This window comes from Mycobacterium montefiorense, assembly GCF_025823255.1.
Classification (GTDB): domain Bacteria; phylum Actinomycetota; class Actinomycetes; order Mycobacteriales; family Mycobacteriaceae; genus Mycobacterium; species Mycobacterium montefiorense.
Map to the genome: position 1 here is coordinate 864,111 of NZ_JACKVL010000013.1, position 25,321 is coordinate 889,431.

Annotated in this window: 23 protein-coding genes; 11 read left to right on the forward strand and 12 right to left on the reverse strand. The window is 66.2% G+C overall.

Annotated features, from left to right (window positions below):
- Window positions 1–46: 46 nt before the first annotated feature.
- Window positions 47–172 carry a hypothetical protein gene (locus H7K34_RS17590; RefSeq protein WP_264063265.1) on the reverse strand — a complete coding sequence of 42 codons (126 nt, stop codon included), beginning with the start codon at window positions 170–172 and terminating at the stop codon, window positions 47–49.
- 116 nt (window positions 173–288) lie between these two features.
- On the opposite strand from H7K34_RS17590, the gene H7K34_RS17595 reads away from it, so the two are divergent.
- The 7 genes from H7K34_RS17595 to H7K34_RS17625 all read left to right on the forward strand — a co-directional run bounded on the left by H7K34_RS17595 (window position 289) and on the right by H7K34_RS17625 (window position 9,514).
- Window positions 289–765, forward strand: coding sequence for a hypothetical protein (locus tag H7K34_RS17595; RefSeq protein ID WP_264063266.1), 477 nt, complete (start codon window positions 289–291; stop codon window positions 763–765).
- A gap of 217 nt (window positions 766–982) precedes the next feature.
- Window positions 983–2,002 (forward strand): type I glyceraldehyde-3-phosphate dehydrogenase, encoded by a 1,020-nt coding sequence (gene gap / locus H7K34_RS17600; protein ID WP_264063267.1) that lies wholly within the window; start codon window positions 983–985, stop codon window positions 2,000–2,002.
- Window positions 2,003–2,005: 3 nt separating this feature from the next.
- The gene (locus tag H7K34_RS17605) at window positions 2,006–3,241 is read left to right on the forward strand and encodes a phosphoglycerate kinase (RefSeq protein ID WP_264063268.1); all 1,236 of its coding nucleotides are present in this window, start codon (window positions 2,006–2,008) and stop codon (window positions 3,239–3,241) included.
- Window positions 3,242–3,243: 2 nt separating this feature from the next.
- The gene (gene tpiA, locus H7K34_RS17610) at window positions 3,244–4,029 is read left to right on the forward strand and encodes a triose-phosphate isomerase (RefSeq protein WP_264063269.1); all 786 of its coding nucleotides are present in this window, start codon (window positions 3,244–3,246) and stop codon (window positions 4,027–4,029) included.
- 53 nt (window positions 4,030–4,082) lie between these two features.
- On the forward strand, window positions 4,083–4,316 hold the full coding sequence (secG, locus tag H7K34_RS17615) for a preprotein translocase subunit SecG (protein WP_264063270.1): 234 nt from the start codon (window positions 4,083–4,085) through the stop codon (window positions 4,314–4,316).
- A 51-nt stretch (window positions 4,317–4,367) separates the two neighbouring features.
- Window positions 4,368–7,175, forward strand: a complete 2,808-nt coding sequence (ppc, locus tag H7K34_RS17620) for a phosphoenolpyruvate carboxylase (protein WP_264063271.1) — start codon at window positions 4,368–4,370, stop codon at window positions 7,173–7,175.
- Window positions 7,176–7,210: 35 nt separating this feature from the next.
- The gene (locus H7K34_RS17625; protein WP_264063272.1) at window positions 7,211–9,514 is read left to right on the forward strand and encodes a molybdopterin guanine dinucleotide-containing S/N-oxide reductase; all 2,304 of its coding nucleotides are present in this window, start codon (window positions 7,211–7,213) and stop codon (window positions 9,512–9,514) included.
- Here the strand turns inward: H7K34_RS17625 and H7K34_RS17630 are convergent.
- From H7K34_RS17630 to tkt, 6 genes are all read right to left on the reverse strand, one after another.
- Entirely contained in the window at window positions 9,511–9,909 is a 399-nt protein-coding gene (locus H7K34_RS17630) for an ATPase (protein ID WP_264063599.1), read from the reverse strand. The genes H7K34_RS17625 and H7K34_RS17630 overlap by 4 nt on opposite strands.
- Window positions 9,910–9,995: 86 nt before the next feature.
- Window positions 9,996–10,745 carry a 6-phosphogluconolactonase gene (gene pgl / locus H7K34_RS17635; protein WP_264063273.1) on the reverse strand — a complete coding sequence of 250 codons (750 nt, stop codon included), beginning with the start codon at window positions 10,743–10,745 and terminating at the stop codon, window positions 9,996–9,998.
- On the reverse strand, window positions 10,742–11,653 hold the full coding sequence (gene opcA, locus H7K34_RS17640; RefSeq protein ID WP_108924210.1) for a glucose-6-phosphate dehydrogenase assembly protein OpcA: 912 nt from the start codon (window positions 11,651–11,653) through the stop codon (window positions 10,742–10,744). The genes pgl and opcA overlap by 4 nt, the downstream gene beginning before the upstream one ends.
- Window positions 11,650–13,191: a glucose-6-phosphate dehydrogenase gene (gene zwf, locus H7K34_RS17645; protein WP_264063274.1), complete on the reverse strand. Its 1,542-nt coding sequence runs from the start codon at window positions 13,189–13,191 to the stop codon at window positions 11,650–11,652. Before zwf ends, opcA begins: the two co-directional genes overlap by 4 nt.
- Entirely contained in the window at window positions 13,188–14,309 is a 1,122-nt protein-coding gene (gene tal / locus H7K34_RS17650; protein ID WP_264063275.1) for a transaldolase, read from the reverse strand. The genes zwf and tal overlap by 4 nt, the downstream gene beginning before the upstream one ends.
- A 14-nt stretch (window positions 14,310–14,323) precedes the next feature.
- Window positions 14,324–16,414 carry a transketolase gene (tkt, locus tag H7K34_RS17655; RefSeq protein WP_264063276.1) on the reverse strand — a complete coding sequence of 697 codons (2,091 nt, stop codon included), beginning with the start codon at window positions 16,412–16,414 and terminating at the stop codon, window positions 14,324–14,326.
- A 266-nt stretch (window positions 16,415–16,680) separates the two neighbouring features.
- Here tkt and H7K34_RS17660 point away from each other — a divergent pair, with 266 nt between their 5' ends.
- Together H7K34_RS17660 and H7K34_RS17665 are read left to right on the forward strand one after the other, a co-directional pair.
- Entirely contained in the window at window positions 16,681–17,595 is a 915-nt protein-coding gene (locus H7K34_RS17660; RefSeq protein ID WP_264063277.1) for a heme o synthase, read from the forward strand.
- 137 nt (window positions 17,596–17,732) lie between these two features.
- A complete protein-coding gene (locus H7K34_RS17665) occupies window positions 17,733–17,894 on the forward strand; it encodes a hypothetical protein (protein ID WP_264063278.1) in 162 nt (53 codons plus the stop codon).
- Window positions 17,895–18,150: 256 nt separating this feature from the next.
- Here the strand turns inward: H7K34_RS17665 and H7K34_RS17670 are convergent, their stop codons facing one another.
- Window positions 18,151–19,128 (reverse strand): quinone oxidoreductase family protein, encoded by a 978-nt coding sequence (locus tag H7K34_RS17670; protein ID WP_108922694.1) that lies wholly within the window; start codon window positions 19,126–19,128, stop codon window positions 18,151–18,153.
- Window positions 19,129–19,147: 19 nt separating this feature from the next.
- Between H7K34_RS17670 and H7K34_RS17675 the strand changes: the two genes are divergently transcribed.
- Window positions 19,148–19,975, forward strand: coding sequence for a hypothetical protein (locus H7K34_RS17675; RefSeq protein WP_264063279.1), 828 nt, complete (start codon window positions 19,148–19,150; stop codon window positions 19,973–19,975).
- Here H7K34_RS17675 and H7K34_RS17680 read toward each other — a convergent pair.
- From H7K34_RS17680 to mptB, 4 genes are all read right to left on the reverse strand, one after another.
- The gene (locus tag H7K34_RS17680; RefSeq protein ID WP_372510782.1) at window positions 19,925–20,899 is read right to left on the reverse strand and encodes a COX15/CtaA family protein; all 975 of its coding nucleotides are present in this window, start codon (window positions 20,897–20,899) and stop codon (window positions 19,925–19,927) included. The two genes, H7K34_RS17675 and H7K34_RS17680, sit on opposite strands and share 51 nt — an antisense overlap.
- 74 nt (window positions 20,900–20,973) lie before the next feature.
- Entirely contained in the window at window positions 20,974–21,759 is a 786-nt protein-coding gene (locus tag H7K34_RS17685; RefSeq protein WP_108922700.1) for an ABC transporter permease, read from the reverse strand.
- The gene (locus H7K34_RS17690; protein ID WP_264063280.1) at window positions 21,756–22,706 is read right to left on the reverse strand and encodes an ABC transporter ATP-binding protein; all 951 of its coding nucleotides are present in this window, start codon (window positions 22,704–22,706) and stop codon (window positions 21,756–21,758) included. Before H7K34_RS17690 ends, H7K34_RS17685 begins: the two co-directional genes overlap by 4 nt.
- Window positions 22,703–24,406, reverse strand: a complete 1,704-nt coding sequence (gene mptB / locus H7K34_RS17695; protein WP_264063281.1) for a polyprenol phosphomannose-dependent alpha 1,6 mannosyltransferase MptB — start codon at window positions 24,404–24,406, stop codon at window positions 22,703–22,705. The genes H7K34_RS17690 and mptB overlap by 4 nt, the downstream gene beginning before the upstream one ends.
- 17 nt (window positions 24,407–24,423) lie before the next feature.
- On the opposite strand from mptB, the gene H7K34_RS17700 reads away from it, so the two are divergent.
- Window positions 24,424–25,266, forward strand: coding sequence for a helix-turn-helix transcriptional regulator (locus H7K34_RS17700; RefSeq protein ID WP_264063282.1), 843 nt, complete (start codon window positions 24,424–24,426; stop codon window positions 25,264–25,266).
- Window positions 25,267–25,321: the final 55 nt, after the last annotated feature.

Consider the following 25,321-nt stretch of genomic DNA (forward strand, 5'->3'; position numbering starts at 1 on the left):
TGCCCCGCAACTACTTCGGGACAGCGTGACGCAAGCTTTCGAAAGGCTACAGCAAAGTATCGGCGACTTTCGTGGCGGTGTTGTGGTGCGGACGCGACCGCTCAATGTCCTTGGTAGCCAGCGCCTCGGAGCCGCCGAAGGAGTCAGCGCCTCCGAGCGGCTGATTGGGCATTTACTCTGTGCTAGCAAAAGCGACCTAAGCTTCGCGCCGAAGCGTATGGTGCAGGCCACATTCCGGGAGTTATTGTTACCGAGCTGACTAATGACATGCCAGTTGAGAGAGAAACAATGGACTTCGCTGGTTTACCCGAGGAGCCGGATCCACGTCCGGTCCTACCGCACCATTCGAGTAGTGGGCGTGACCGACGCGGGCGGACACCACACGTCGCCGCGGTCCGTCCGGTCCCGGGCCATGTTCATCAAGCAGGGGCGCTGAGCGCGCACCGGCCCGCCGCCGCTGCTGATCGCGTCACATATGCGGCCGACACCGCGGACCAGCGCCAGGCGGACTACTTTCTGCGTCTGCTCACCCAGAACCGCCGTTTGATCGACCAGCGGATCGACGGCTACCACAAGGCGATCGCTGTCGCCGAGGCCCGAGACGACGCCGAAAGCGCGTCCGTTTTCCGGCGCACCGCGCGCATCGAAGAGCAGGAGCGCAAAGCCCTCGACCGCCTTATCGAGAACCTGCAGCGCCGATTTGTGGTGCAGCCCACAGCGCAGGATCCGCCGCTCCCGCGGGGGTCGCGGCTGGTGGTCCGGTAGGGCCGCAGCAACCTACGTCTCATCCACGGCCTGAACTGGTCGGTGTCTTCTAGCTCGGCGTTTGTCCCGACGGCCCACGGCTTGAATTCGAAAGCACGCGGGCATAGCCTCCTGCACGGTCCGGGACTCTTACCGGCTCCGCAACCGTTGCTGCTACTGATCTAGGCTGACGGCCAGGGGTTCACCGCCAGACTCAGGAAAGACGAGGGAGACACAAGTGACAGTCCGAGTAGGTATCAACGGCTTCGGTCGAATCGGACGCAATTTTTACCGTGCGTTGCTTGCCCAGCAGGAGCAGGGCGGAGCTGACATCGAGGTGGTGGCGGTCAACGACATCACCGACAACAGCACCCTGGCGCACCTGCTGAAATTCGACTCCATCCTGGGCCGGCTGCCGCACGACGTCAGCCTGGAAGGCGACGACGCCATCGTGGTGGGCCCGGCGAAGATCAAGGCGCTGGCGGTCCGCGAGGGCCCGGCCGCACTGCCATGGGGTGACCTGGGCGTCGACGTGGTCGTCGAGTCCACCGGCATCTTCACCAAGCGCGACAAGGCGCAGGGCCACCTCGACGCAGGCGCCAAGAAGGTGATCATCTCCGCGCCTGCCAGCGACGAGGACATCACCATCGTGCTGGGCGTCAACGACGACAAGTACGACGGCAGCCAGAACATCATCTCCAACGCGTCGTGCACCACGAACTGCCTCGGGCCGCTGGCCAAGGTCCTCAACGACGAGTTCGGCATCGTCAAGGGGTTGATGACCACCATCCACGCCTACACCCAGGACCAGAACCTGCAAGACGGACCGCACAGCGATCTGCGCCGCGCCCGGGCGGCGGGCCTGAACATCGTCCCGACCTCGACCGGCGCAGCCAAGGCCATCGGCCTGGTGCTGCCCGAGTTGAAGGGCAAGCTCGACGGGTACGCGCTGCGGGTGCCGATTCCCACCGGTTCGGTCACCGACCTGACCGCCGAACTGCGCAAGCCGGCCGGCGCCGACGAGATCAACGCCGCGATGAAGGCGGCGGCCGAGGGTCCGATGAAGGGCATCCTCAAGTACTACGACGCGCCGATCGTCTCCAGTGACATCGTCACCGACCCGCACAGCTCGATCTTCGACTCCGGGTTGACGAAAGTGATCGACAACCAGGCCAAGGTGGTCTCGTGGTACGACAACGAGTGGGGCTACTCCAACCGTCTCGTTGACCTGGTCGCGCTGGTCGGTAAGTCGCTGTAAACCGTGGGCGTTCCAAACCTCGAAGACCTTTTGTCCGAAGGCGTTTCGGGTCGTGCGGTGTTGGTGCGCTCCGATCTCAACGTGCCGCTCGACGACGCCGGTGCGATCACCGACCCGGGCCGGATCATCGCGTCGGTCCCAACGCTGAAGGCGCTGTTGGATGCTGGCGCCAAGGTGGTGGTGGCCGCGCACCTGGGTCGCCCGAAGGACGGTGCCGACCCGAAGCTGTCGCTGACGCCGGTCGCCGCCGCGCTCAGTGAGCAGCTCGGGCGGCATGTTCAGCTGGCCGGCGACGTGGTGGGTACCGATGCGCTGGCGCGTGCCGAGGGTCTGACCGACGGCGACATCCTGTTACTGGAGAACATCCGCTTCGACCCGCGCGAGACCAGCAAGGACGACGGTGAGCGGCTCGCGCTGGCCAAGCAGCTGGCCGAATTGGTTTGGCCGGGAGGCGCTTTCGTCTCTGACGGCTTTGGCGTCGTACACCGCAAGCAGGCCTCGGTGTACGACATCGCCACGCTGCTGCCGCACTACGCCGGCACGCTGGTGGCCGAGGAGATCCGGGTGCTGGAGCAGTTGACCAGCTCGACCACTCGCCCCTACGCGGTGGTGCTGGGCGGGTCGAAGGTGTCCGACAAGCTCGGCGTCATCGAGTCGCTGGCGACCAAGGCTGACAGCATCGTGATAGGTGGCGGGATGTGCTTCACCTTCCTTGCCGCACAAGGCTTTCCGGTGGGCAAGTCGCTGCTCGAAGAGGAAATGGTGGACACCTGCCGTCGGCTGCTGGACACCTACGTCGACGTGTTGCGGCTGCCGATGGACATCGTGGTGGCCGACAAGTTCGCTGCCGATGCGACACCGCAGACCGTTGCGGCAGATGCCATCGGAGGTGACGCGATCGGCCTGGACATCGGGCCCGAGTCGGTGAAGCGTTTCGCGGCGCTGCTGTCCAACGCCCAGACGGTGTTCTGGAACGGCCCGATGGGCGTGTTCGAATTCCCGGCGTTCGCCGCCGGCACCAAGGGTGTCGCCGAGGCGATCGTCGCGGCGACCGGCAAGGGCGCGTTCAGCGTGGTCGGCGGCGGTGATTCCGCGGCCGCGGTGCGTGCGCTCGGGATTCCCGAGGGCGAGTTCTCACACATATCCACCGGCGGTGGGGCATCGCTGGAATACCTGGAGGGCAAGACGCTTCCCGGCATCGAGGTGTTGGGTCGCCCGCAGCCGAGCGAAGGAGAGTAGCCGTGAGCCGTAAGCCATTGATCGCCGGCAACTGGAAGATGAACCTCAACCACTTCGAGGCCATCGCGCTGGTGCAAAAAATCGCATTCGCATTGCCGGACAAGTACTTCGACAAGGTCGACGTCACGGTGCTGCCGCCGTTCACCAACCTGCGCAGCGTGCAGACCCTGGTCGACGGCGACAAGCTGCGGCTGACCTACGGCGCCCAGGACCTGTCCCCGCACGACTCCGGTGCCTACACCGGCGACATCAGCGGCGCCTTCCTGGCCAAGCTGGGCTGCAGCTACGTGGTCGTCGGCCACTCCGAGCGGCGCACCTACCACAACGAGGACGACGCGCTGGTGGCCGCCAAGGCCGGCGCCGCGCTCAAGAACGGCCTGACGCCGATCGTGTGCGTCGGCGAGCATCTCGATGTACGGGAGGCCGGCGAGCATGTCAGCCACTGCGAGAAGCAGGTGCGCGAGTCTTTGGCCGGACTGTCGGCCGAGCAGATCGGCCAGGTCGTCATCGCCTATGAGCCGGTCTGGGCGATCGGAACCGGCCGGGTGGCCAGCGCCGGGGACGCCCAGGAGGTCTGCGGGGCGATCCGCGAGCAGCTGGCCGCGCTGGCATCACCCAAGGTCGCCGAGACGGTGCGAGTGCTCTACGGCGGCTCGGTGAGCGCCAAGAACGTCGGCGAGATCGTCGCGCAGGAAGACGTCGACGGCGGCCTGGTCGGGGGAGCGTCGCTCGACGGCGAGCAATTCGCGACCTTGGCTGCCATCGCCGCCGGCGGGCCCCTCCCGTAGCCGCTCCGAGCGTCGGTTGGGGCTGCTCGCAGCCCACCAGGTAGGGTTGCGGCATGCAATTGGGCCTGCAAATCACTCTGGTGGTCACCAGTGTTCTGGTGGTCCTGTTGGTGCTGCTGCACCGCGCCAAAGGTGGCGGCCTGTCGACGCTGTTCGGCGGTGGCGTGCAGTCCAGCTTGTCCGGCTCGACCGTGGTGGAGAAGAACCTGGACCGGCTGACGGTGTTCGTCGTCGGCATCTGGCTGGTGTGCATCATCGGCATGGCGCTACAGATCAAATACCGCTGACCCAGTTTTGTCGGCAGGCGGGTTACGTCGTTCGCACCGATACTGAGACACATGGTTGAGGCTTCTGACGCCGCGCTGGCGCCGATCGGTGCCGTGCAACGGACCCGGATCGGACGCGAGGCGACCGAGCCGATGCGCGCCGACATCAGGTTGCTCGGCAGCATCCTCGGCGACACGGTGCGCGAGCAGAACGGCGACGAGGTATTCGACTTAGTCGAACGTGCCCGCGTCGAGTCGTTCCGGGTGCGTCGTTCCGAAATCGATCGGGACGAGATCTCGCACATGTTCGACGGCATCGACATCCGCCAGGCGCTCCCGGTCATCCGGGCGTTCAGCCATTTCGCGCTGCTGGCCAACGTCGCCGAAGACATCCACCGCGAGCGACGGCGTCATATTCACGTCGACGCCGGCGAACCACCGCAAGACAGCAGTCTGGCCGCCACCTACGCGAAACTGCATTCCGCAGAGCTGGATTCGGCAACCGTCGCCGATGCGCTCAAGGGAGCGCTGGTTTCTCCGGTCATCACCGCCCACCCCACCGAGACTCGCCGGCGCACCGTCTTCGTCGCCCAGCACCGGATCACAGAGCTGATGCGACTGCACGCCGAGGGCTTTCGCGAGACCGGCGACGGCCGCAGCATCGAACGCGAGTTGCGCCGCCAGGTGCTCACGCTCTGGCAGACCGCGCTGATCCGGCTGTCCCGGCTGCAGATCACTGACGAAATCGACGTCGGCCTGCGCTATTACCAGGCTGCGTTGTTCGAAGTGATTCCACAGGTCAACGCCGGTGTTCGTGACGCGTTGCGCGCCCGGTGGCCCGACGCCGAGCTGCTCGGTGAGCCGATCCTGCAGCCGGGGTCGTGGATCGGCGGGGACCGCGACGGCAACCCGAACGTGACCGCCGCCATCGTGCGGCGGGCCACCGGCAGCGCCGCTTTCGCCGCGGTGGCGCACTACCTGTCCGAACTCACCGATCTTGAGCAAGAACTATCGATGTCGGCTCGATTAGTCACTGTCACAACCGAATTGACGGAGCTGGAGCGCGGCTGCCCCGAGCAGGCCAGGTCCGACGAGCCCTACCGGCGGGCGGTGCGGGTGATTCGCGGTCGGCTCAGCGTGACCGCCGCGCAGATCTTGGACTCCGAACCGCTGCACCTGCTCGACCTTGGTCTCACGGCGTACGCCTCGCCGGACGAACTGCGGGCCGACCTCGACATCATCGACTCCTCGTTGCGCGCGCACGGCAGCGCGGTGCTGGCCGAGGATCGGCTGGGCCTGCTGCGAGAGGGCGTGCACGTCTTCGGGTTTCACCTGAGTGGCTTGGATATGCGGCAAAACTCGGACGTACACGAGGAAGTGGTCGCCGAGTTGCTGGCATGGGCCGGCGTGCACCCCGACTACGGCTCGCTGCCCGAAGACGAGCGGGTGGAACTGTTGGCGGGCGAGTTGAGTACGAGGCGACCACTGCTCAGCGACCGCGCCCGGTTGTCGGAGCTGGCCCATAAGGAATTGAGTGTGGTCGAGGCGGCCGCGCACGCCGTCAAGCGTTATGGTCCCGCGGCGGTGCCCAACTACATCATTTCGATGTGCCAGTCCGTGTCGGACGTGTTAGAGGCCGCGATCCTGCTCAAAGAGGCCGGGCTGCTGGATGTCTCCGGACCCGAACCCTATTGCCCCGTCGGTATTTCCCCGCTGTTCGAGACGATCGACGACCTGCACAACGGTTCGGAGATATTGCACGCGATGCTGGAACTCCCGATCTATCGGGCACTGGTGGCGGCTCGGGGCGACCGCCAGGAAGTGATGCTCGGCTACTCCGACTCCAACAAGGACGGTGGATACCTCACCGCGAATTGGGCGGTCTATCGAGCCGAGCTGGCGCTGGTCGAAGTGGCTCGGAAAACCGGAATTCGGTTGCGGCTCTTCCATGGTCGCGGCGGCACCGTCGGGCGCGGCGGCGGACCCAGCTACCAAGCCATCCTCGCGCAACCGCCCGGCGCGGTACAGGGTTCGCTGCGCCTCACCGAGCAGGGTGAGGTGATCGCGGCCAAGTACGCCGAACCGCAGACGGCGCAACGGAATCTGGAGAGTCTGGTGGCGGCGACTTTGGAGTCGACGCTGCTCGACGTGGAGGGTCTCGGCGACGAGCCGGAACCGGCCTATGCGGTGCTCGACGAGATCGCCGCGCTGGCCCGTCAGGCGTACACCGAATTGGTGCACGAGACACCGGGTTTCGTCGAATATTTCAAAGCATCCACACCGGTCAGCGAGATCGGGTCGCTGAATATCGGCAGCCGTCCGACATCACGAAAGCCCACCGAGTCGATCGCCGACCTGCGCGCCATCCCCTGGGTGTTGGCATGGAGCCAGTCGCGGGTGATGCTGCCCGGTTGGTACGGCACCGGGTCGGCGTTCGAGCAGTGGATCGCGGCGGGCCCCGAAAGCGATAGCGAGCGAGTCGAAGTCCTGCACGATCTCTATCAGCAGTGGCCGTTCTTCCGCGGTGTGTTGTCGAACATGGCGCAGGTGCTGGCCAAAAGCGACCTGGGGCTGGCGGCGCGATACGCGGAATTGGTGGCCGATGAATCGCTGCGGCGCAGGGTGTTCGACAAGATCGTCGACGAGCATCAACGGACGATCGCGATGCACAAGCTGATCACCGGTCAAGACGACCTGCTGGCCGACAATGCGGCGCTGGCCCGTTCGGTGTTCAACCGCTTCCCGTACCTGGAGCCGCTGAATCACCTGCAGGTCGAGCTGCTTCGGCGATACCGCTCGGGGGACGACGACGATATGGTGCGGCGCGGCATTCTGTTGACGATGAACGGGTTGGCTAGCGCGCTGCGGAACAGCGGCTGACCTTAGCGCCGCTGGCGGCGGGTATTCTGGCGCAGATGTCGCTCACTCACACATCGGTAACGCACTGGGGGGTATTCACCGCGCAGGTGCGTGATGGGGACATCACGTCGGTGAGTGCGCCGAGCGATGACACGAATCCGTCTCAGTTGCTGCAGAACTTGCCGGGTGCGGTGCGGCACCGCAGCCGCATCCTCAACCCAGCCGTGCGGCGTGGGTGGTTGGAAAACGGTCCTGGACCCAGTTCGGCGCGCGGGACCGAGGAGTTCGTCGAGATCAGCTGGGACGAATTGATCGACCTGGTGGCCGCCGAGCTGCGCCGCGTGGTCGACCGTTATGGCAACGAGGCGATTTACGGCAGCTCTTACGGCTGGGCCAGCGCCGGGCGGTTTCACCATGCGCAGAGTCAGACACACCGTTTTCTGAATATGTTGGGCGGCTACACCGCATCCCGACACAGCTACAGCGCCGGCGCATCGGAAGTCATCTTCCCCCATGTCTTCGGCTCAAACCTGTTTGATGCCATGGCAAGCAGCACCACCTGGGATGTCATCGTCGACCACACCGAGCTATTGGTGGCGTTCGGCGGGTTGCCGCTGAAGAACTCCGCGGTGATGCCCGGTGGCGCCGCCGCGCATCCAGACCGTGACTACGTCACCCGATACCGGGCCGGCGGCGGCCGGTTGGTGTCGATCAGCCCGCTGCGCGACGACATCACCGCGATCGCCGGCTCGCTCGATGATGGCTGCCAGTGGATCGCACCCGTGCCGGGCACGGATGTGGCGATCATGTTGGGGCTGGCGTATGTGCTGGCCACTGAATCGCTGGCCGATCGCGTCTTCCTCGACACCTACTGTGTGGGCTACGAACGCTTCGAGCGCTATCTGCTGGGCAGCGAGGACGGGACGCCTAAGACACCCGAATGGGCCGCAGCCCTGTCCGGGATCGATGCAGATGGCCTGCGGAATCTCGCCCGTCGGATGGCAGCCGGCCGGACTCTGATCACCACCAGTTTGTCTTTGCAACGGGCCGAACACGGCGAGCAGACCGTGTGGATGGGTGCCACCCTGGCGGCGATGCTGGGCCAGATCGGGCTTCCGGGTGGGGGATACGGTCACGGTTACAGCGCCAATGGCGTCGGTAACCCGCCGCTGGCGTGCAGCCTGCCGAAATTCTCGCAGGGCAGCAACCCTGTGTCGGCGTATATCCCGGTGGCGGCGATCACTGAGCTGCTCTGCCGGCCGGGTGAACAGCTGGCCTACAACGGCAAACTACTCGATCTGCCGCATATCAAATGCGTGTATTGGGCGGGCGGCAACCCTTTTCACCACCACCAGAATTTGCCGCGGTTTCGCCGGGCGATGGCCGGGGTGGACACGATTGTGGTGCATGAACAGTTCTGGACTGCAATGGCGAAACACGCCGACATCGTGATACCCACCACCACCAGTTTCGAACGGGACGATTTTGCGGGGAGTAAGACCGCTGCCATGCTGACCGCGATGCTGGCGATGGTGCCGAGGTACGCCAACGCCCGCGATGACTACGACACTTTTTCCTTGCTGGCCCACCGATTGGGATTCGGTGAGCGATTCACAGAAGGCCGCAGTGCACGTCAGTGGCTGGAACACAGCTATGAAAAGTGGTCGGCAGAGCTGGATTTCGCGGTGCCGTCGTTTGACGATTTCTGGCGTGCCGGCCAGCTTCAGCTGCCGACGAGGACCGGCCTCACGTGGCTTGCCGATTTTCGTGCTGACCCGGCCGCCCACCGGTTGGGGACTCCGAGCGGGGGCATCGAGATCTTCTCGGACACGATCGACGGGTTCGGCCTGTCGGATTGTGCCGGCCACCCCGCCTGGTACGAACCGACCGAGTGGCTAGGCGGTTCGCGCGCCGCGCGGTATCCGTTGCACATGATCGCCAACCAGCCGAAGACTCGCCTGCACAGCCAGCTCGATCACGGTGCTGCCAGCATTGCGTCAAAAATTCAGGGGAGAGAACCAATCCGGATTCACCCGGATGATGCCGCGGCGCGGGGGCTCAGCGACGGCGACATCGCACGGGTATTCAACGATCGCGGCGCTTGCCTGGCGGGTGTTGTGGTCGATGACAGCGTGCGACCGCAAGTGGTGCAGCTATCCACCGGGGCATGGTTCGACCCCGCCGACCCAAGCGATCCGGCATCGATGTGCGTGCACGGTAACCCCAATGCGCTGAGCAACGACTGCGGCACGTCGTCGTTGGCACACGGCAGCACGGGTCAACATGTACTCGTTGAGATGGAGAAGTTCACCGGTGAACTTCCGCCGCTGCGCGCACACGAGCCACCGATTCTGATTTAGCCAGTCGTCCGGTTCCGCAGCCGGTCCACCACACCGCGGACCGCGTGTTCGGTCACCGCTAACGGCGACATGACCGTCTCGCCGATGCTCACGATGTAGTCGATGCGCTTGACGATCGCCTCCACCGGCTCGACCAACGAGATGAGGCGTTTGGCGAGCTCATCGAGGCTTTCCATGGTTCCTTCCAGGTGATCCAGGCCGCCGTCCAAGCGCTCGACCGTGCCGTTCAACCGGGTCAGGGAACTGCTCAGCTCGTTCATGGTCTTGCCGAGTCCGTCGAGGACATCCTCGACCTGCTCGACCGTCTTATCGGCGTTCAAAGCCGCCTGAGTGAGGGTCTTGATCCGATTTCGCTCGGGCCCGTTGCGCACCGTTCGGTCTGCCATAACGCTAATTATGACCGGGACACAACCGGGCAAAACTTCGAAACATCTAATTGGATCTGCGCAGGCGTCGGCGCTGCGGTGGCCGGCGGGGCGGTCTAGCCCGGGGCGGGAAGCTTGGCGGCGGCGTCGGAGTCGAGCAGCCACAGCGTCGTTTCGAGCCCGACGGCCCCCGCGGCCGGTATCGCGACCGGCTGGGCGCCGCCGATGGCAGCGGCGGCCGCATCGCCCTTGGCGGACCCGGAGACCATCAGCCACACCTCGCGGGAGCGGCGGATCGCCGGAATCGTCAGGGTGATTCGTTGCGGCGGCGGCTTGGGGGAGTCGTCGACCGACACCACCATCCGGGTGCTCTCACGCACCGCCGCGGTGTCGGGGAACAGCGAATTGATGTGCCCCTCGGGGCCCATGCCCAGCAGGTGCACATCGAAGTTCGGGACCTGCTCGCCGGCTTCGGCGTTGGCCGCCAGCAGTTGTTCGTAGGCCAGCGCCGCGGCGGCGAGGTCGGTGCCGAATTCGCCGTCGCTGGCGGCCATCGGGTGCACGTTGCTCGACGGGATGTCGATGTGATCGAGCAGAGCCTCGCGCGCCTGCTTCTCGTTGCGCTCGTCGTCGGCTAAAGGAACGTAGCGTTCGTCGCCCCAGAAGAGGTGAACCCTCGACCAGTCGATCTGGTCGGCATGAGCGCGCAGATGCTTCAGCAACCCGGTCCCGTTGCCGCCGCCGGTCAGCACGATCAGGGCGCGCCCCCGCGCCGTCACCGCGGCCCTGATGGTGTCGACCAGCCGGCCGCTCGCCGCCTCGACCAGGGTTTGGCTGTCCGGAAAGATCTCAACGACTGTACTCACGCGTATTGCACCTTATCGATTCCTTCCAGCGCGCTGAAGTAGACCTCGTCGGGATCCAAGCGCCGCATGTCTTCGGCCAGGCATTCGCGGGTTTCTCTGCGCGCCAACGGAACCAGAGCATCCGGGCGCCCGGTTCGGCTCAGGGTCGCGGTCGCGCCCTCCTGCGGCCTGCTCAAAGTGATGGTTTCGGTTTTACGTACCAGTTCGACCTTCAGCTCGCCGACCTCGCGGCGCACCGGCCCGTCGATCCGGCTGGCCAACCAGCCAGCCAGGACGTCGAGCGAGGGTTCGGTGCGTAGACCGGAAACCAGCGCGGATTCGATTTTCTCGTGCGGCTTCTGGTCGACCGCGGAGGTGAGCAACGCCCGCCAGTAGGTGATCCGCGCCCAGGCCAGGTCGGTGTCCCCGGCGGTGTATCCGGGAAGCCTGCTCTTGATCACCGACAGCGGGTCGTCGGTGTTGGTCGCATCGGTGATCCGGCGAATCGCCAACTTGCCCAACGGGTCTTGGGCGGGCACCGCGGGAGCGATATCGGGCCACCACACCACGACCGGAATGTCGGGAAGCAAGAACGGAATGACGACGCTGGCCGAGTGACCGGAAAGAGGGCCGGACAGCCGTAGCACCACCACCTCCCCGGCGCCAGCATCGCCGCCGACCCGAACCTGGGCATCCAGGCGGGCATCGCGACCATCGGTGTCGCCGGCCGCCACGACGAGGACCCGGCTGGGGTGTTCGTGGCTGGCTGCATTGGCGGCCTCGATGGCCTCCTCGAGCAGGGTGTCGTTGTCGGACTTGATGATCAGCGTTCCAACGCGGCCCATCATCACCACGCCGGCCTGTTCACGAAGCTTGTCGAGCTTCTTGTTGACCGCGGTGGTGGTGGTGTCGAGCAGATCGACGATCACGGCCGCCGCCATTCCCGGTCGGTTCGGCGCAACATCTCATCCGCCGAAGCCGGCCCCCAGGTACCCGACTCATACGCGTCGGGCTTACCGTTCGATGCCCAATGGTCGAGGACGGGATCGAGTATCTGCCAAGCCAATTCGACCTCCTCGTTCACCGGGAACAGCGACGGCTCACCCAGCAGCACGTCCAGGATCAGCCGTTCATACGCCTCGGGGGAGTCCTCGGCGAACGCCGAGCCGTAGGAGAAGTCCATGTTGACATCGCGGACCTCCATCGCGCCCGGGACCTTGGATCCGAACCGCAGCGTGATGCCCTCGTCAGGCTGCACCCGGATTACCAGGGCGTTGGTGCCGAGTTCGTCGGTCATGGTGGCGTCGAACGGCAGATGCGGGGCGCGTTTGAAGACCAGCGCGATCTCGGTCACCCTGCGGCCCAGGCGTTTCCCGGTGCGCAGGTAGAACGGCACCCCGGCCCAGCGACGGGTGTCCACCTCGAGCGTGATCGCCGCGAAGGTCTCGGTGGTGGAGTCCTTCGAGAAACCTTCCTCGTCAAGCAGTCCCACCACCTGCTCGCCGCCCTGCCAGCCGGCCGCGTATTGGCCGCGGCTGGTGGTCGCCTCGATCGGCTGGGCGAGTTGGGTGGCCGACATCACTTTGATCTTCTCGGCCTGCAAAGCGTGTGCATTGAAGCTGACCGGTTCTTCCATCGCGGTGAGCGCCAGCAGCTGCATCAGGTGGTTCTGGATGACGTCACGGGCCGCGCCGATGCCGTCGTAGTAGCCGGCCCGCCCGCCCAAGCCGATGTCCTCGGCCATCGTGATCTGCACGTGGTCGACGTAGTGCGCGTTCCAGATCGGGTCCCACAGCTGATTGGCGAAGCGCAGCGCCAAGATGTTCTGCACCGTCTCCTTGCCCAGATAGTGGTCGATGCGGAACACCGACTCCTCTGGGAACACCGAGTTCACCACGTGGTTGAGGTCGCACGCGCTTTTCAGGTCGTGGCCGAACGGCTTTTCGATGACGACCCGGCTCCACCTGTCCTCAATTGGTCGGGCCAGCCCGGAGGAGTGCAGTTTTTCGCATACCACCGGAAACGACTTCGGTGGGATCGCCAGGTAGAAGGCATGATTGCCGCCGATGCCGCGCTCGGCGTCAAGCTTGTCGAGCGTCTCGGCCAGCCGCGCGAACGCGGCGTCATCATCGAAAGCACCCTGCACGAACCGCAGTCCTTCGGCCAGCCGATCCCAAATGGCCTGCCGAAACGGGGTGCGGCAGTGCTGTTTGACGTCGTCGTGGATTACCTGGGCGAAGGCGTCGTGATCCCAGTCGCGGCGGCCGAAGCCGACCAGCGAGAAGGTCGGCGGCAGTAGGCCACGATTGGCCAGGTCGTAGACGGCCGGCACCACCTTTTTGTGCGCCAGGTCGCCGGTGACGCCGAAAAGCACCATTGCACAAGGCCCGGCGATTCTGGGCAGTCGCTTATCGTCCTTGTCTCGCAAGGGATTACACCATTGCGAGCCATCAGCGCTCTGCGTCATTTGTTGGTGGAGCTCAGCTGTTTCTGTGTCTCGTCCAGCAGCTCGGTCCAGGATTCGACGAACTTCTCCACGCCTTCGTTCTCCAGGACCACGAATACGTCGGTGACATCGATCCCGACCGCCGAGAGCTTGTCGAACACGCCCTGGGCCTCGTCGGCGGTGCCGCGAATCGTGTCACCCGTGACGTCACCGTGGTCGGCGACGGCGTCAATCGTCTTCTCCGGCATGGTGTTCACGGTGTTGGCGGCGACGAGTTCGGTGACGTAGAGGGTGTCGGAGTAGTTCGGGTTCTTCACCCCGGTCGACGCCCACAGCGGACGCTGCACGCGGGCTCCGTCGGCCTTGAGCGCCAGGTAGCGCTCGCCGCTTTCGAAGACCTCCTGGTAGGCCGCGTACGCCAGTCGGGCGTTGGCGACACCGGCCAGGCCGCGCAGGTCCAGTGCCTCGGGCGAACCGATCTTTTCCAGTCGCTTGTCGATCTCGGTGTCCACGCGCGAGACGAAGAACGATGCCACCGAATGAATCTTGGACAGGTCGTGTCCCGCCTCGCGGGCTTTCTCCAGGCCGGCCAGGTAGGCGTCCATCACCTCCCGGTGCCGTTCGACGGAGAAGATCAGCGTGACGTTGACCGAAATCCCTTCCGCCAGAGTGGCGGTGATTGCCGGCAGGCCGTCCTTGGTGGCGGGAATCTTGATCAGCAGGTTCGGCCGGTCCACGATCTTCCACAGCTCGACGGCTTGTGCGGAGGTCTTGTCGGTCTCGCCGGCCAGCCGCGGGTCGACCTCGATGGACACCCGGCCGTCGACTCCGTCCGAGGCTTCCCACTCGCGCTTGAGCACGTCGCATGCGTTGCGGACGTCGTCGGTGGTGATGGTGCGGATGGTGGCGTCGACGTCGGCGCCGCGTTCGGCCAATTCGGCGATCTGGCCGTCATAAGCGTCGCCCTCGGCGAACGCCTTCTGGAAGATGGACGGGTTGGTGGTCACGCCGACCACACTCTTGGTGTCGATCAGCTCCTGCAGGTTGCCGGACTTCAGCCGGTCCCGCGACAGGTCGTCAAGCCACACGGCCACGCCCGCGGCGGACAGCGCAGCGAGGTTGGGGTTCTGAGTGCTCATGTAATCGCCCTTTCTCAGTTGTCGACTACTTCTTCTGCGGCGGCAGCGACGGCCTCCGCGGTGAAGCCGAACTCGCGGAATAATGTTTTGGCGTCGGCGGATTCGCCGTAGTGCTCGATCGAGACGATCTTCCCGGTGTCGCCGACCAGCTTGTGCCACGGTTGCGCGATGCCCGCCTCGACGGCCACCCGGGCCGAGACCGACGGCGGCAGCACGCTGTCGCGGTACTCAGCCGGCTGGGATTCGAACCATTCCACGCACGGCATCGACACGACCCGGGCAATAATGTTCTTGTCCGCCAACAGTTTTGTGGCTTCGACCGCAAGCTGGACTTCGGACCCGGTGGCGATCAGGACGACGTCGGGTTCTTCGTCGCCTTCATCGCCCAGCACGTACCCTCCGCGGGCGACGCCTTCGATATTGGTGCCCTCGAGCACCGGCACACCCTGACGGGTCAGGATCAACCCGACCGGGCCGCTGCCATTGCCGCGCGCCAAAATTGTGCGCCAGGCGTAGGCGGTTTCGTTGGCGTCGGCCGGACGTACCACCGACAGCTTCGGGATGGCTCGCAGCGCCGCCAGGTGCTCGATCGGCTGGTGCGTCGGCCCGTCTTCGCCCAGGCCGATGGAATCGTGTGTCCACACGTAGATGGTGTCGATGTCCATCAGCGAGGCCAGCCGCACTGCTCCGCGCATGTAATCGGAGAACTGCAGGAAGGTGCCGCCGTATGCGCGGGTCGGCCCGTGCAGCACGATGCCGGACAGGATGGCGCCCATCCCGTGCTCACGGACACCGAAGTGCAGCGTGCGACCGTACCAGTCGGCGGTGTAGTCCTTCGTCGTAATCGACGGCGGGCCAAACGATTTCACGCCATCCATGGTGGTGTTGTTGCTGCCCGCCAGGTCGGCCGAACCGCCCCACAATTCGGGAAGTTTGGGCCCCACCGCGGACAGCACCTTGCCCGAGGCCGCCCGGGTGGCCAGCTCTTTGGATCCCGGTTCCCAGTGTGGGATGTCGGCATCCCACCCGTCGGGCAGCTTTTGCGCGATCAGCCGGTCGAGCAGGGCCTTGCGCTCGGGTTCACGCTGGGCCCAGGCGTCGAACTCGGCCTGCCACTTCTCGTGCGCTTCTTTGCCGCGATCCACCAGCTTGCGGGTGTGCGCGATGACGTCGTCGCGGACCTCGAAGGTCTTGTCGGGGTCGAAGTTCAGGATCTTCTTGACGGCCGCGACCTCTTCGTCGCCCAGTGCAGCGCCGTGCGCCTTGCCGGTGTTCATCAACTTCGGGGCCGGGAACCCGATGATGGTGCGCAGCGAAATGAACGACGGCCGGTCGGTGACGGCCTTCGCGTTGGTGATCGCCTCTTCGATTCCGACGACGTTCTCGCCGCCTTCCACCTCCTGCACGTGCCAGCCGTAGGCGCGGTAGCGCGCGGCGGTGTCCTCGCACAGCGCGATGTCGGTGTCATCCTCGATCGAGATCTGGTTGTGGTCGTAGAACACGATGAGGTTGCCCAGTTGCTGGACGGCCGCCAGCGAGGACGCCTCGGAGGTCACACCCTCCTCGATGTCTCCGTCCGACGCGATCACGTAAATGTGGTGATCAAACGGGCTTTCGCCCGGGGCCGCGTCCGGATCGAACAGGCCGCGTTCGTAGCGCGCCGCCATCGCCATCCCGACCGAGGACGCCAGGCCCTGGCCCAGCGGACCCGTGGTGATCTCAACACCCTTGGTGTGCCGGAACTCCGGATGCCCCGGGGTCTTGGAGCCCCAGGTGCGCAGCGACTCGATGTCGGACAGTTCGAGGCCGAACCCGCCCAGGTAGAGCTGCAGGTACAGCGTCAGGCTGCTGTGTCCGGCCGACAGGATGAACCGGTCGCGGCCCAACCAGTGCGGGTCGCTGGGGTCGTGGGTCATCGTGCGCTGGAACAGGGTGTAGGCCAGCGGCGCCAGGCTCATCGCCGTCCCGGGGTGGCCATTGCCGACCTTTTGCACGGCATCGGCGGCCAGCACCCGCACCGTGTCGACGGCAACCGAGTCGAGGTCGGTCCAGTCGTCGGGGTGGTGCGGTCGGGTCAGCGTAGAGATCTCTTCGAGAGTGGTCACAGGCGTCAGTCCTTGGGGTGGCCGTAAGTCATAGCGCAGATCAATCCTCACCCTAGTGCGGGAGCGCCAGCGTTTGCAGTGCGGGTTTGCGGGTATTCCTATCGCCTTTCGTGGACATGACATCCGAGCGTCTCAGAGCTTGCGATCACCGCCGCCGCCGGGAAATTCTGTGTGAATAGACCCTGGAGGCTGGCTGCGGCCTCGACCCGGTCTACCATCGTGCGTAGTAGATGCTGCGCCCTGCTGCGACCCCAAGGAGTTATTGCGTGAGCGTTCGCGGGCGCGTCGCGCCGAGCCGGATACGTGGCTCGGTGCTGGCTTACCTGGCGCTGACGAAGCCGCGGGTCATTGAACTGCTGCTGGTGACGGCCATCCCCGCGATGCTGTTGGCGCACCGCGGCCAGGTGGACCCGCTGCTGATCCTCAACACGTTGGTCGGCGGGATGCTGGCGGCCGGCGGGGCCAACACGCTGAACTGTGTGGTCGACGCCGACATCGACAAACTGATGAAACGGACCGCGCGCCGGCCATTGGCCCGGGCCGCGGTGCCGACCCGGAATGCCCTGGTGTTGGGGCTGGTGCTCACCGTGGGCTCGTTCTTCTGGCTCTGGCGGACGACCAACCTGCTGTCGGGACTGCTCGCGATCGCCACCATCGCGTTTTACGTGTTCGTCTACACGTTGCTGCTCAAGCGCCGCACCTCGCAGAACGTCGTGTGGGGCGGCGCGGCCGGCTGTATGCCGGTGATGATCGGCTGGTCGGCCGTCACCGGCACCATCGGTTGGCCGGCGTTGGCGATGTTCGCGATCATCTTCTTCTGGACGCCCCCGCACACCTGGGCGCTCGCGATGCGGTACAAGGACGACTACAAATTGGCCGGCGTGCCGATGCTGCCCGCCGTGGCGACCGAGCGTCAGGTCACCAAGCAGATCCTGATCTACACCTGGCTGACCGTGCTGGCCACCATGGTGCTGGCGCTGGCCGCCGGCTGGCTGTACACGGCGGTCGCGGTGGTGGCCGGGGTGTGGTTCCTGGCGATGGCCCATCAGTTGTACGCCGGGGTCCGGGCCGGCGAACCGGTCAAGCCGTTGCGGCTGTTCCTGCAGTCGAACAACTACCTCGCGGTGGTGTTCTGCGCGCTGGCGGTCGACTCGGTGATCGCGTTGCCGACGCTGCTCTGACACCGATATCGCTTTCTCGACATAGGTAGTGCGCTGACGCTTGTGCACTTGCCAGTGACGCACAGCCAATACCCATGCGGTGCAAAGAGCGCAGCCCAATACTGGCTGTCACACCGTGCGGAAAAGGACGCGAGACCATGGCACACAGGCGCATCGTCAAGAAGTTCATCGCCGCGGCGCTGCTCTCGGGTGGTCTGGCGTTGTCCGATTTCGGCCTGACCACCACCACCGCCCAGGCTCAACGCGGGCCCGTCCCGCTGGATGCTTGGCCCGGCTGTCCCAACGACCACCCTCAGTGACCATGCCACTGGTGCCCGGGGCAACCGTTGCCGCCGACCGGCAATCACGTCACCAACCCGGTTGTTTGGGACAACAACATTTGCCACACCTACTTTTACGTCTACTTCGGGCAGGGCAATGTGGCCCAAAACATTTGGGACGGCGACAATCCGCCGCCCCCTCCGCCGCCGGCGCCGCCGGGCCTAATCAATAGAGACAACTGCCAGCAGATTCTCGGAATCTTCTGCCCGAAGGCCTGACGTGCCTTGAAACCGCTTACGGCAGAAGCACAATCGAGCCGGCGGTCTTGCGGCCCTGCAGGTCCTGGTGCGCGCGTGTCGCTTCGGCCAGCGGATAGCGGCCGCCGACTTCGATGTTGATCGCTCCGCTGGCAACCGCCTCGAACAATTCGTCGGCGCGCCAGCTGAACTCCTGGCCGGTACGCATGAAATGGGCCAGCGTAGGGCGGGTCAGGAATACCGAGCCAGCGGCATTGAGTCGCTGTGGATCCACTGGCGGCACGGGCCCGCTGGCGGCGCCGAACAGCGCCAGAGTCCCGCGGACGGCCAGGCTGGCCAGGCTGGCGTCGAACGTGGTGGCGCCGACGCCGTCGTACACCGCAGCCACCCCGACGCCACCGGTGAGCTCGCGAATCTGGAGGCCGAACTGCGCGGCGTCATCAGGGTAGGAGAGCACCTCGTCGGCGCCGGCCTTCTTGGACAGCTTGGCCTTCTCGGGTGTGGACACGGTGGAGATGACCCGGGCGCCGAGCAGGTGTGCCCACTCGGTCAGGATCAGCCCGACGCCGCCGGCGCCGGCATGCACCAGTACTGCGTCACCAGCCTGCACCGGGTACACCGACTTCAGCAGGTAGTGCGCGGTCAGGCCTTTCAGTAGCACTGAGGCCGCCACTTCGGAGCTGACGCCGTCCGGTACTTTAGCGGTCAAATGTTCTGGCGCAGTGGCAAATTCGGCGTACGCACCGGAGGCCGCCGCAGACACCACGCGGTCGCCGACGCTGAACTCTTCGTTGGTCCCTTCACCCACGGCCACCACGGTGCCGCACACCTCGGAGCCGAGGACGAAGGGCACTTCGCGGGGGTACTGCCCGGAACGGAAATAGGTATCAATGAAGTTGACGCCGACGGCCTCGGTCTGGATCAGCAGCTCGCCTCGGCCCGGCGTGGGCTGTGCCGTGTCGACGTAGCGCAGGACCTCGGGGCCGCCAGTTTCACTGACTTCGATTGCATGCATGTCGCTATCATGCCCGGGCATGAAGCTTGCCCGACCGGACGTCTTCCATCCCCGCATCGTGCTGGCCGGATGTCCACAGCACCCCGCCGGTGACGGCGACGACGCGGGCTTGGTCGCCGCGCTGCGCCAGCGCGGTCTGCATGCGCGCTGGTTGTCCTGGGATAACCCCGATACGTGCCATGCGGATCTGGTGATCTTGCGTGCCCCGCACGATTACCCCGGGCGGCTCGAGGAGTTCCTCGCGTGGACCGTCGGCATCAAGAAACTGCTGAATGCAGCGAATGTTGTCAATTGGAATCTCGACCGGCGTTATCTGCGCGACCTGGCAGCCCGCGGGGTGCCGACGGTGCCCGGGGAGATCGTCGCGCCGGACCGACGGGTTCGGTTGCCGGCTTCCGGTCAGGTGTTCATTGGTCCGGCCGTCGGCACGGGCACTCGCTTGTGCGCCGATCGGTCCGCGGCGGCCGCGTATGCCGCGCAATTGCACGACGCCGGGCGCAGTGTGCTGGTGCAGCCCGCGCCTGGGCCTGAGACGGTGCTGGTCTTTCTCGGGGGCAAGCCCTCGCATGCGTTTCCCTGCGAGCCCGATTTCGAACTCTGGGATGTCGGCGCCGCCACACTGGCCGCGGCGGCGGCCGAGACGAGCATCCAGGTAAGCGAATTACTTTATGCGCGAGTGCATTTGAGTGGTTCTCAGTTGCTGGAGCTGCAGCTGATCGATCCGTCGCTGGACTGGCGGCGACTCGATGCCGGGGCTCGAGACCTGGCCCAGCGCGAGTTCGCGCTCGCGGTGGAGTCAGCCTGCGAGCGGCTCGGGCTTGGCCCGTTCTCGCATCGACGCCCATAGCGCAGCGGTCGCGGCTGTGCAGGCCGCGGCGCCGGCGACGTGCACGGCAACCAGGGCCGCGGGAACGCCGGTGAAGTACTGCGTGGTGCCGACGGCGGCTTGCGTGCACACCAGGGCCAGCAGCACGCCCAGTCGCAGCATGATCGCCCGCGTCGCGCCGACGGCCAGCAGCCCGAAGCCCAGCCCGACCAACAGCGCGAGATAGGCGACCAGCAGCGACGAATGCATGTGCACCAGCGTCGTGATCTCGATCTGCAGCCGCGGCACCGTGCGACTCGGGCTGCGGTCGCCCGCGTGCGGGCCGGCAGCGGTCACCAGCGTGCCGGTGACCAGCAGCACGGCCAGGTTCGTCGCAGTCAGCGCGGTGAGTAGCCGCAGCGGCTTGGCCACCCGCTCGTGCACCACCCCGTCGTCCGGCTCGCCGACCTTGACGTACAGCAGCACCGACAGCCACACCATCGTCATCGACACCAGCAGGTGAATCGCCACCGTCCACCACAGCAGCCCGGTGCGCACCGTGATGCCACCGATCACCGCCTGCACCACCGTCGACACCGGCATCAGCCACGCGTACGCCAGCACCTCACCCCGCCGGCGGGCCCGGTACACCGCCAGCACGGCAAGCGCGGCGGTGACCACCACCGCGAGGCTGAAGATCCGGTTGCCGAACTCGACGGCCTGATGAACTCGCGGTACTTCGGCGACAGCGACCGGGACGAAACTGCCCGGGAAACACTGCGGCCAGGTGGGACAACCCAGGCCAGAAGCCGTGACGCGGACGATCGAGCCGGTGACGGCGATACCGCCCTGGGATCCGATCACGGTGGCGGCGATGATCCGCTGGACGCGCAGGCTGGGGTCGGGGAGCAGGTCCACCAACCGCAACAACACTCGTCCGACAGCCACCGCCCGATCGTAGGCCAATGAAAACTACGGCCTGTAGTACGGGACCGTTTGCGCTACGACTGTAATTTCGCAGGCTTTCCCCGGCGTGTGTGTCAGGTGAAGCGGAACCAGCGCAGCGCGGCCAGCGCGGCCAGCACGCCCCACACCGCCAACACGACAAGTCCGAACCAGTCGACCGACAACGTCATCGCCTGCGAGAGCGCCTCAGTGAGCGCACCGGAGGGGGTGAGCCGGGCTGCCCACTTGACCGCCGTCGGGATCATGTTCGTCTCGACGGTCAGCGCGCCCAGCCCCGCGAAGACGAACCACATCAGGTTGCCGACCGCGAGCACAATCTCGGCGCGCAGGGTGCCGCCCAGGAGCAGGCCGAGCGCCGTGAAGCCGGCGGTGCCCAGCGCGATGACCGCCGCACCCAGCGCAAGGGCCGCCGGGGCCGGTCGCCAGCCCAGTGCAAAACCGATGCCGCCCAATATGATTGCCTGCAGGAACACCACGGTAATGACGGCCAGCGACTTGCCGGCGATGATTCCCCAGACCGGAAGTGGTGTGGCCCCAAGCCGTTTGAGGGCGCCGTAGCGCCGGTCGAACGCGACCGCAATCGCTTGCCCGGTGAAAGCGGTCGAGATCACCGCCAGAGCCATGATCACCGGAACGAACGTCGCGGCGCGGTTCTGGCCGAAGGAGCCGAACGGCAATAGCGTGAGCCCGACCAGCAGGGTGATCGGGATGAACATCGTCAGCAGCAGTTGTTCGCCGTTGCGCAGCAACAGTTTCAGCTCCAGGCCGAACTGTGCGGAAAGCATTTTCGGGACTGCGTTGGGACGCGGGTCCGGGGTGAAGGTGCCCGCCGGAAACAACGGGGTGTTGGTGTCGGTCACGGTCGCAACTTCCTGCCGGTGAGGTCCAGGAACACATCTTCGAGACTGTGTTGCTCGACGCGCAAATCGGTGGCCAGCACGTCGATCTGGGCGCACCACGCCGTCACGGTTGCCAGCACCTGCGGATCGACCGGCCCCTCGACCAGGTACTCGCCCGGCGTCACCTCGCTGGCCTTGTAATCCTCGGGCAGCGCAGAAGCCAAGAGTGACAAGTCAAGTCGCGGCGGTGCGGTGAACCGCACCTGGTCTTTCGCGCCGGAGCGCATCAGCTCCGCCGGTGTGCCCGCGGCCACCGTCACGCCGTGGTCGATGATGACGAGCCGATCGGCGAGCTCCTCGGCCTCCTTGAGTTGGTGGGTGGTGAGCACCACCGTCACACCATCGCGGCGCAGCGCGTCGATCAGCTCCCACACCAGCAGCCGGGCGTGCGCATCCATGCCGGCCGTCGGCTCGTCGAGGAACACCAGCTCGGGGCGTCCGACCAGCGCGCAGGCCAGTGCCAGCCGCTGCTGCTGTCCGCCGGAGAGCCGCCGGTAGGTGGTGCGGGCGGCATCGGTCAGGCCCAGGGTGGCCAGCAGCCACTGCGGGTCCAGCGGGTCGGCGGCGTAGGCGGCGACCAATTCGAGCATCTCGCCGGCGCGGGCCGCCGGGTAGCCACCGCCACCCTGCAACATCACCCCGATGCGCGCGCGCAACCTGGCGTTGTCGGTGATCGGGTCCAGCCCCAGCACCTCGATCGTCCCGGCGTCCGGGCGCACGAAGCCCTCGCACATCTCGACCGCCGTCGTCTTGCCCGCGCCGTTGGGGCCCAACAGGGCCAGCACCTCGGCGGCGTGCACTTCCAGATCGAGATTGGATACCGCTGTCGTTGACCCGTACCGCTTGCTCACCCCGCGCAGCCGCACCACTGTTTCGGGGGCCTGGGGGTTTTGGGGGCCTGAACTCACGTCGAGTCAGCGTAGGCGTCGGGTGCCGACGTCGGACGTCGGGTCTGGACGGTCGCGGCGTCGTTCGCTTCGCCGGCCGCGGCGTCATTCGTTTCGCCACCCGCGGACTGCAGCGGTCGCCACGGCAGCCGGGTGTAGGTCAGCGCGACCAGCACGGCCATCACGGCGGCGCTGGCCAGGGTGGCGTCCAGGATCTGGAACAGCGCGAAGCGGTCGCCGTTGGCGGTCGGGCCGAAGATGCCGACGACGAGCGTGATCACGATGACCGTTTCGCGGAAGCCGGTGCGGGTCGCCCAGCAGGCCAACGGAATGATCGCCCACAGCAGGTACCAGGGCTGCACCACGGGGAACAGCAGCACGCAGATGCCCAGCGCCACGCCAAGGCCGCCGATCGGATGCAACCGGCCGCGCATCACCGCGAACAGCAGCCAGGTGACCAGCACCATGATGATCAGCACGCCGATGAAACGGGTCAGTGCCAGCACGGCGGTGGTGTGGTCGCCCAGGCCCAACAGGATCCCGACCTGCCCGGTGGCCAGGGCCAGCAGCGTCGGCGGCGACATCCAGCTGCGCACGACGTTGGCGGTGCCGAGCGTGAACATCCAGCCGAATCCGAGCCCGCTGATCCAGCCGACCACTGCCATCACCGCGAGCGAGAGCGCCCCCATGCCGCCACCGGCCAGTAGCAGCGCACGCAGGTTGCCGCCGCACCGATAGGCCAGCGCCATCGTGACGAATCCCAGCGCCAACAGCGAGGGCAGCTTCACCTGCGAGGAGAGCGTGATCAGGATGGAGCCGACCAGCAGCATCCCTAGCGGCTCCCAGTCGGGGCCGATGCGGCGCAACGACGTGGGCCGCAGCTGGGGTGCGTCGATCCCGCGCAGCGCGAGCTCGGCGCCGATCAGCATCAACCCGAGCATCAGCGCCTCGTTGTGGATGCCCGCGACCAGATGCATCAGCAGCAGCGGGTTCGCGGCACCCAGCCACAGCGCGCTGACCTCGGCGACACCGCAGCGCCGGGCCAGCCGCGGGGTGGCCCACACGATCATCGCCACGCCCGCCAGCACCACCAAGCGGTGGCAGAGCACCGCGGCGACGATGTTCTCGCCGGTCACGGCTGAGATGCCGCGGCCGATCCACAAGAACAACGGACCATAGGGCGCCGGGGTCTCCCGCCACACGCTGGGCACCGACAGGGTGAACACATGGCCGAGGCCGAGCCCGGACGCCGGACCGACCTTGTAGGGGTCGAGGCCTTCGACGGAGATCTGGCTCTGCGCCAGGTACGAGTAGACATCCTTGCTGTACATCGGCGGCGCGATCAGCAGCGGCAGCATCCACAGCACCAGGGTGCGATCCAGATCGCCGCGCGACATCTGCCGCTTGCCCAACGCGAATCGGCCCAGCATCAACCAGGCGAGCGCCATCATGACCGCCCCGACGGTGGTCATCGTCAACGACACCGTCTGAATCCGGGACGGCAGGTTCAACAGCCGGACGCCGAACGTGGGGTCCTGGACGACGGGCCGGGCTCCGGCGCCCAGCGCGCCGATCGCCATCAGGACGGTGCCCGTGGCACCGAACAGGCGAGTGCGCCGATGTGCGGTGAGTTCCGTCTCATTCAACGGTGAGCCGACGGGCTTCTCGTCGCCGTGCAAGGCGGCGATCGACGAGCTCAGCGTGTGGTGGCGCACTGCCATCAGTGCAGCGTAGCGACATGCCGAGAAGTGACCGGCCGGTGCTCGCCGCGAATCGGCACGACCCGCGACTCAGGGCACCCTTGCTAGTCCGATTTCCGGAATTGCGTCACACTGGTGTTGTGAAAATCCGGACCGCTGAGGAAGCCGTTTCCGCGCCTGAAATCGGTGCGGCGGCCCCTGCTGCGGTGCCGGATGGCCACACCCGCCGCGCCATCGTACGGCTGCTGCTGGAATCCGGATCGATCACGGTCAGCGAGATCTGTGACCGACTGGGCCTGGCTGCCGCCGGCGTGCGGCGGCATCTCGACGCGATGATCGAGGCGGGCGACGCGGAGTCGGCGGCGGCCGCTGCATGGCAGCAGGCCGGCCGTGGGCGTCCGGCGAAGCGTTTCCGGTTGACCGCGGCCGGCCGAGCCAAGCTCGACCACGCCTATGACGACCTGGCGGTCGCGGCCATGCGCCAACTGCGCGAGATCGGCGGACAGGGAGCGTTGCAGACGTTCGCCCGGCGCCGCATCGACACGATCCTGGCCGATGTCCAGCCGGCCGACAGTGCCGCCGATGCCGACGTCGAGGCGGCCGCCGACCGGGTGGCCGGAGCACTGACCAAGGCTGGCTACGTCGCCACCACCACCCGGGTGGGCCCGCCGCTGCACGGCGTGCAGATTTGCCAGCACCACTGCCCGGTGTCGCACGTCGCCGAGGAATTCCCGGAACTGTGCGAGGCCGAGCGGGAGGCGATGGCCGAGGTTCTCGGCACCCACGTGCAGCGCTTGGCGACCATCGTCAACGGCGACTGCGCCTGCACTACCCATGTGCCGCTCGCCCAGGTAGCGAGCAAGGCAGCAAGCAAGACCTAGCATCAAGCGGCGCACAGCCCGCGCCAGCACCGTACGAGCACCAAAGGAGCGTCCC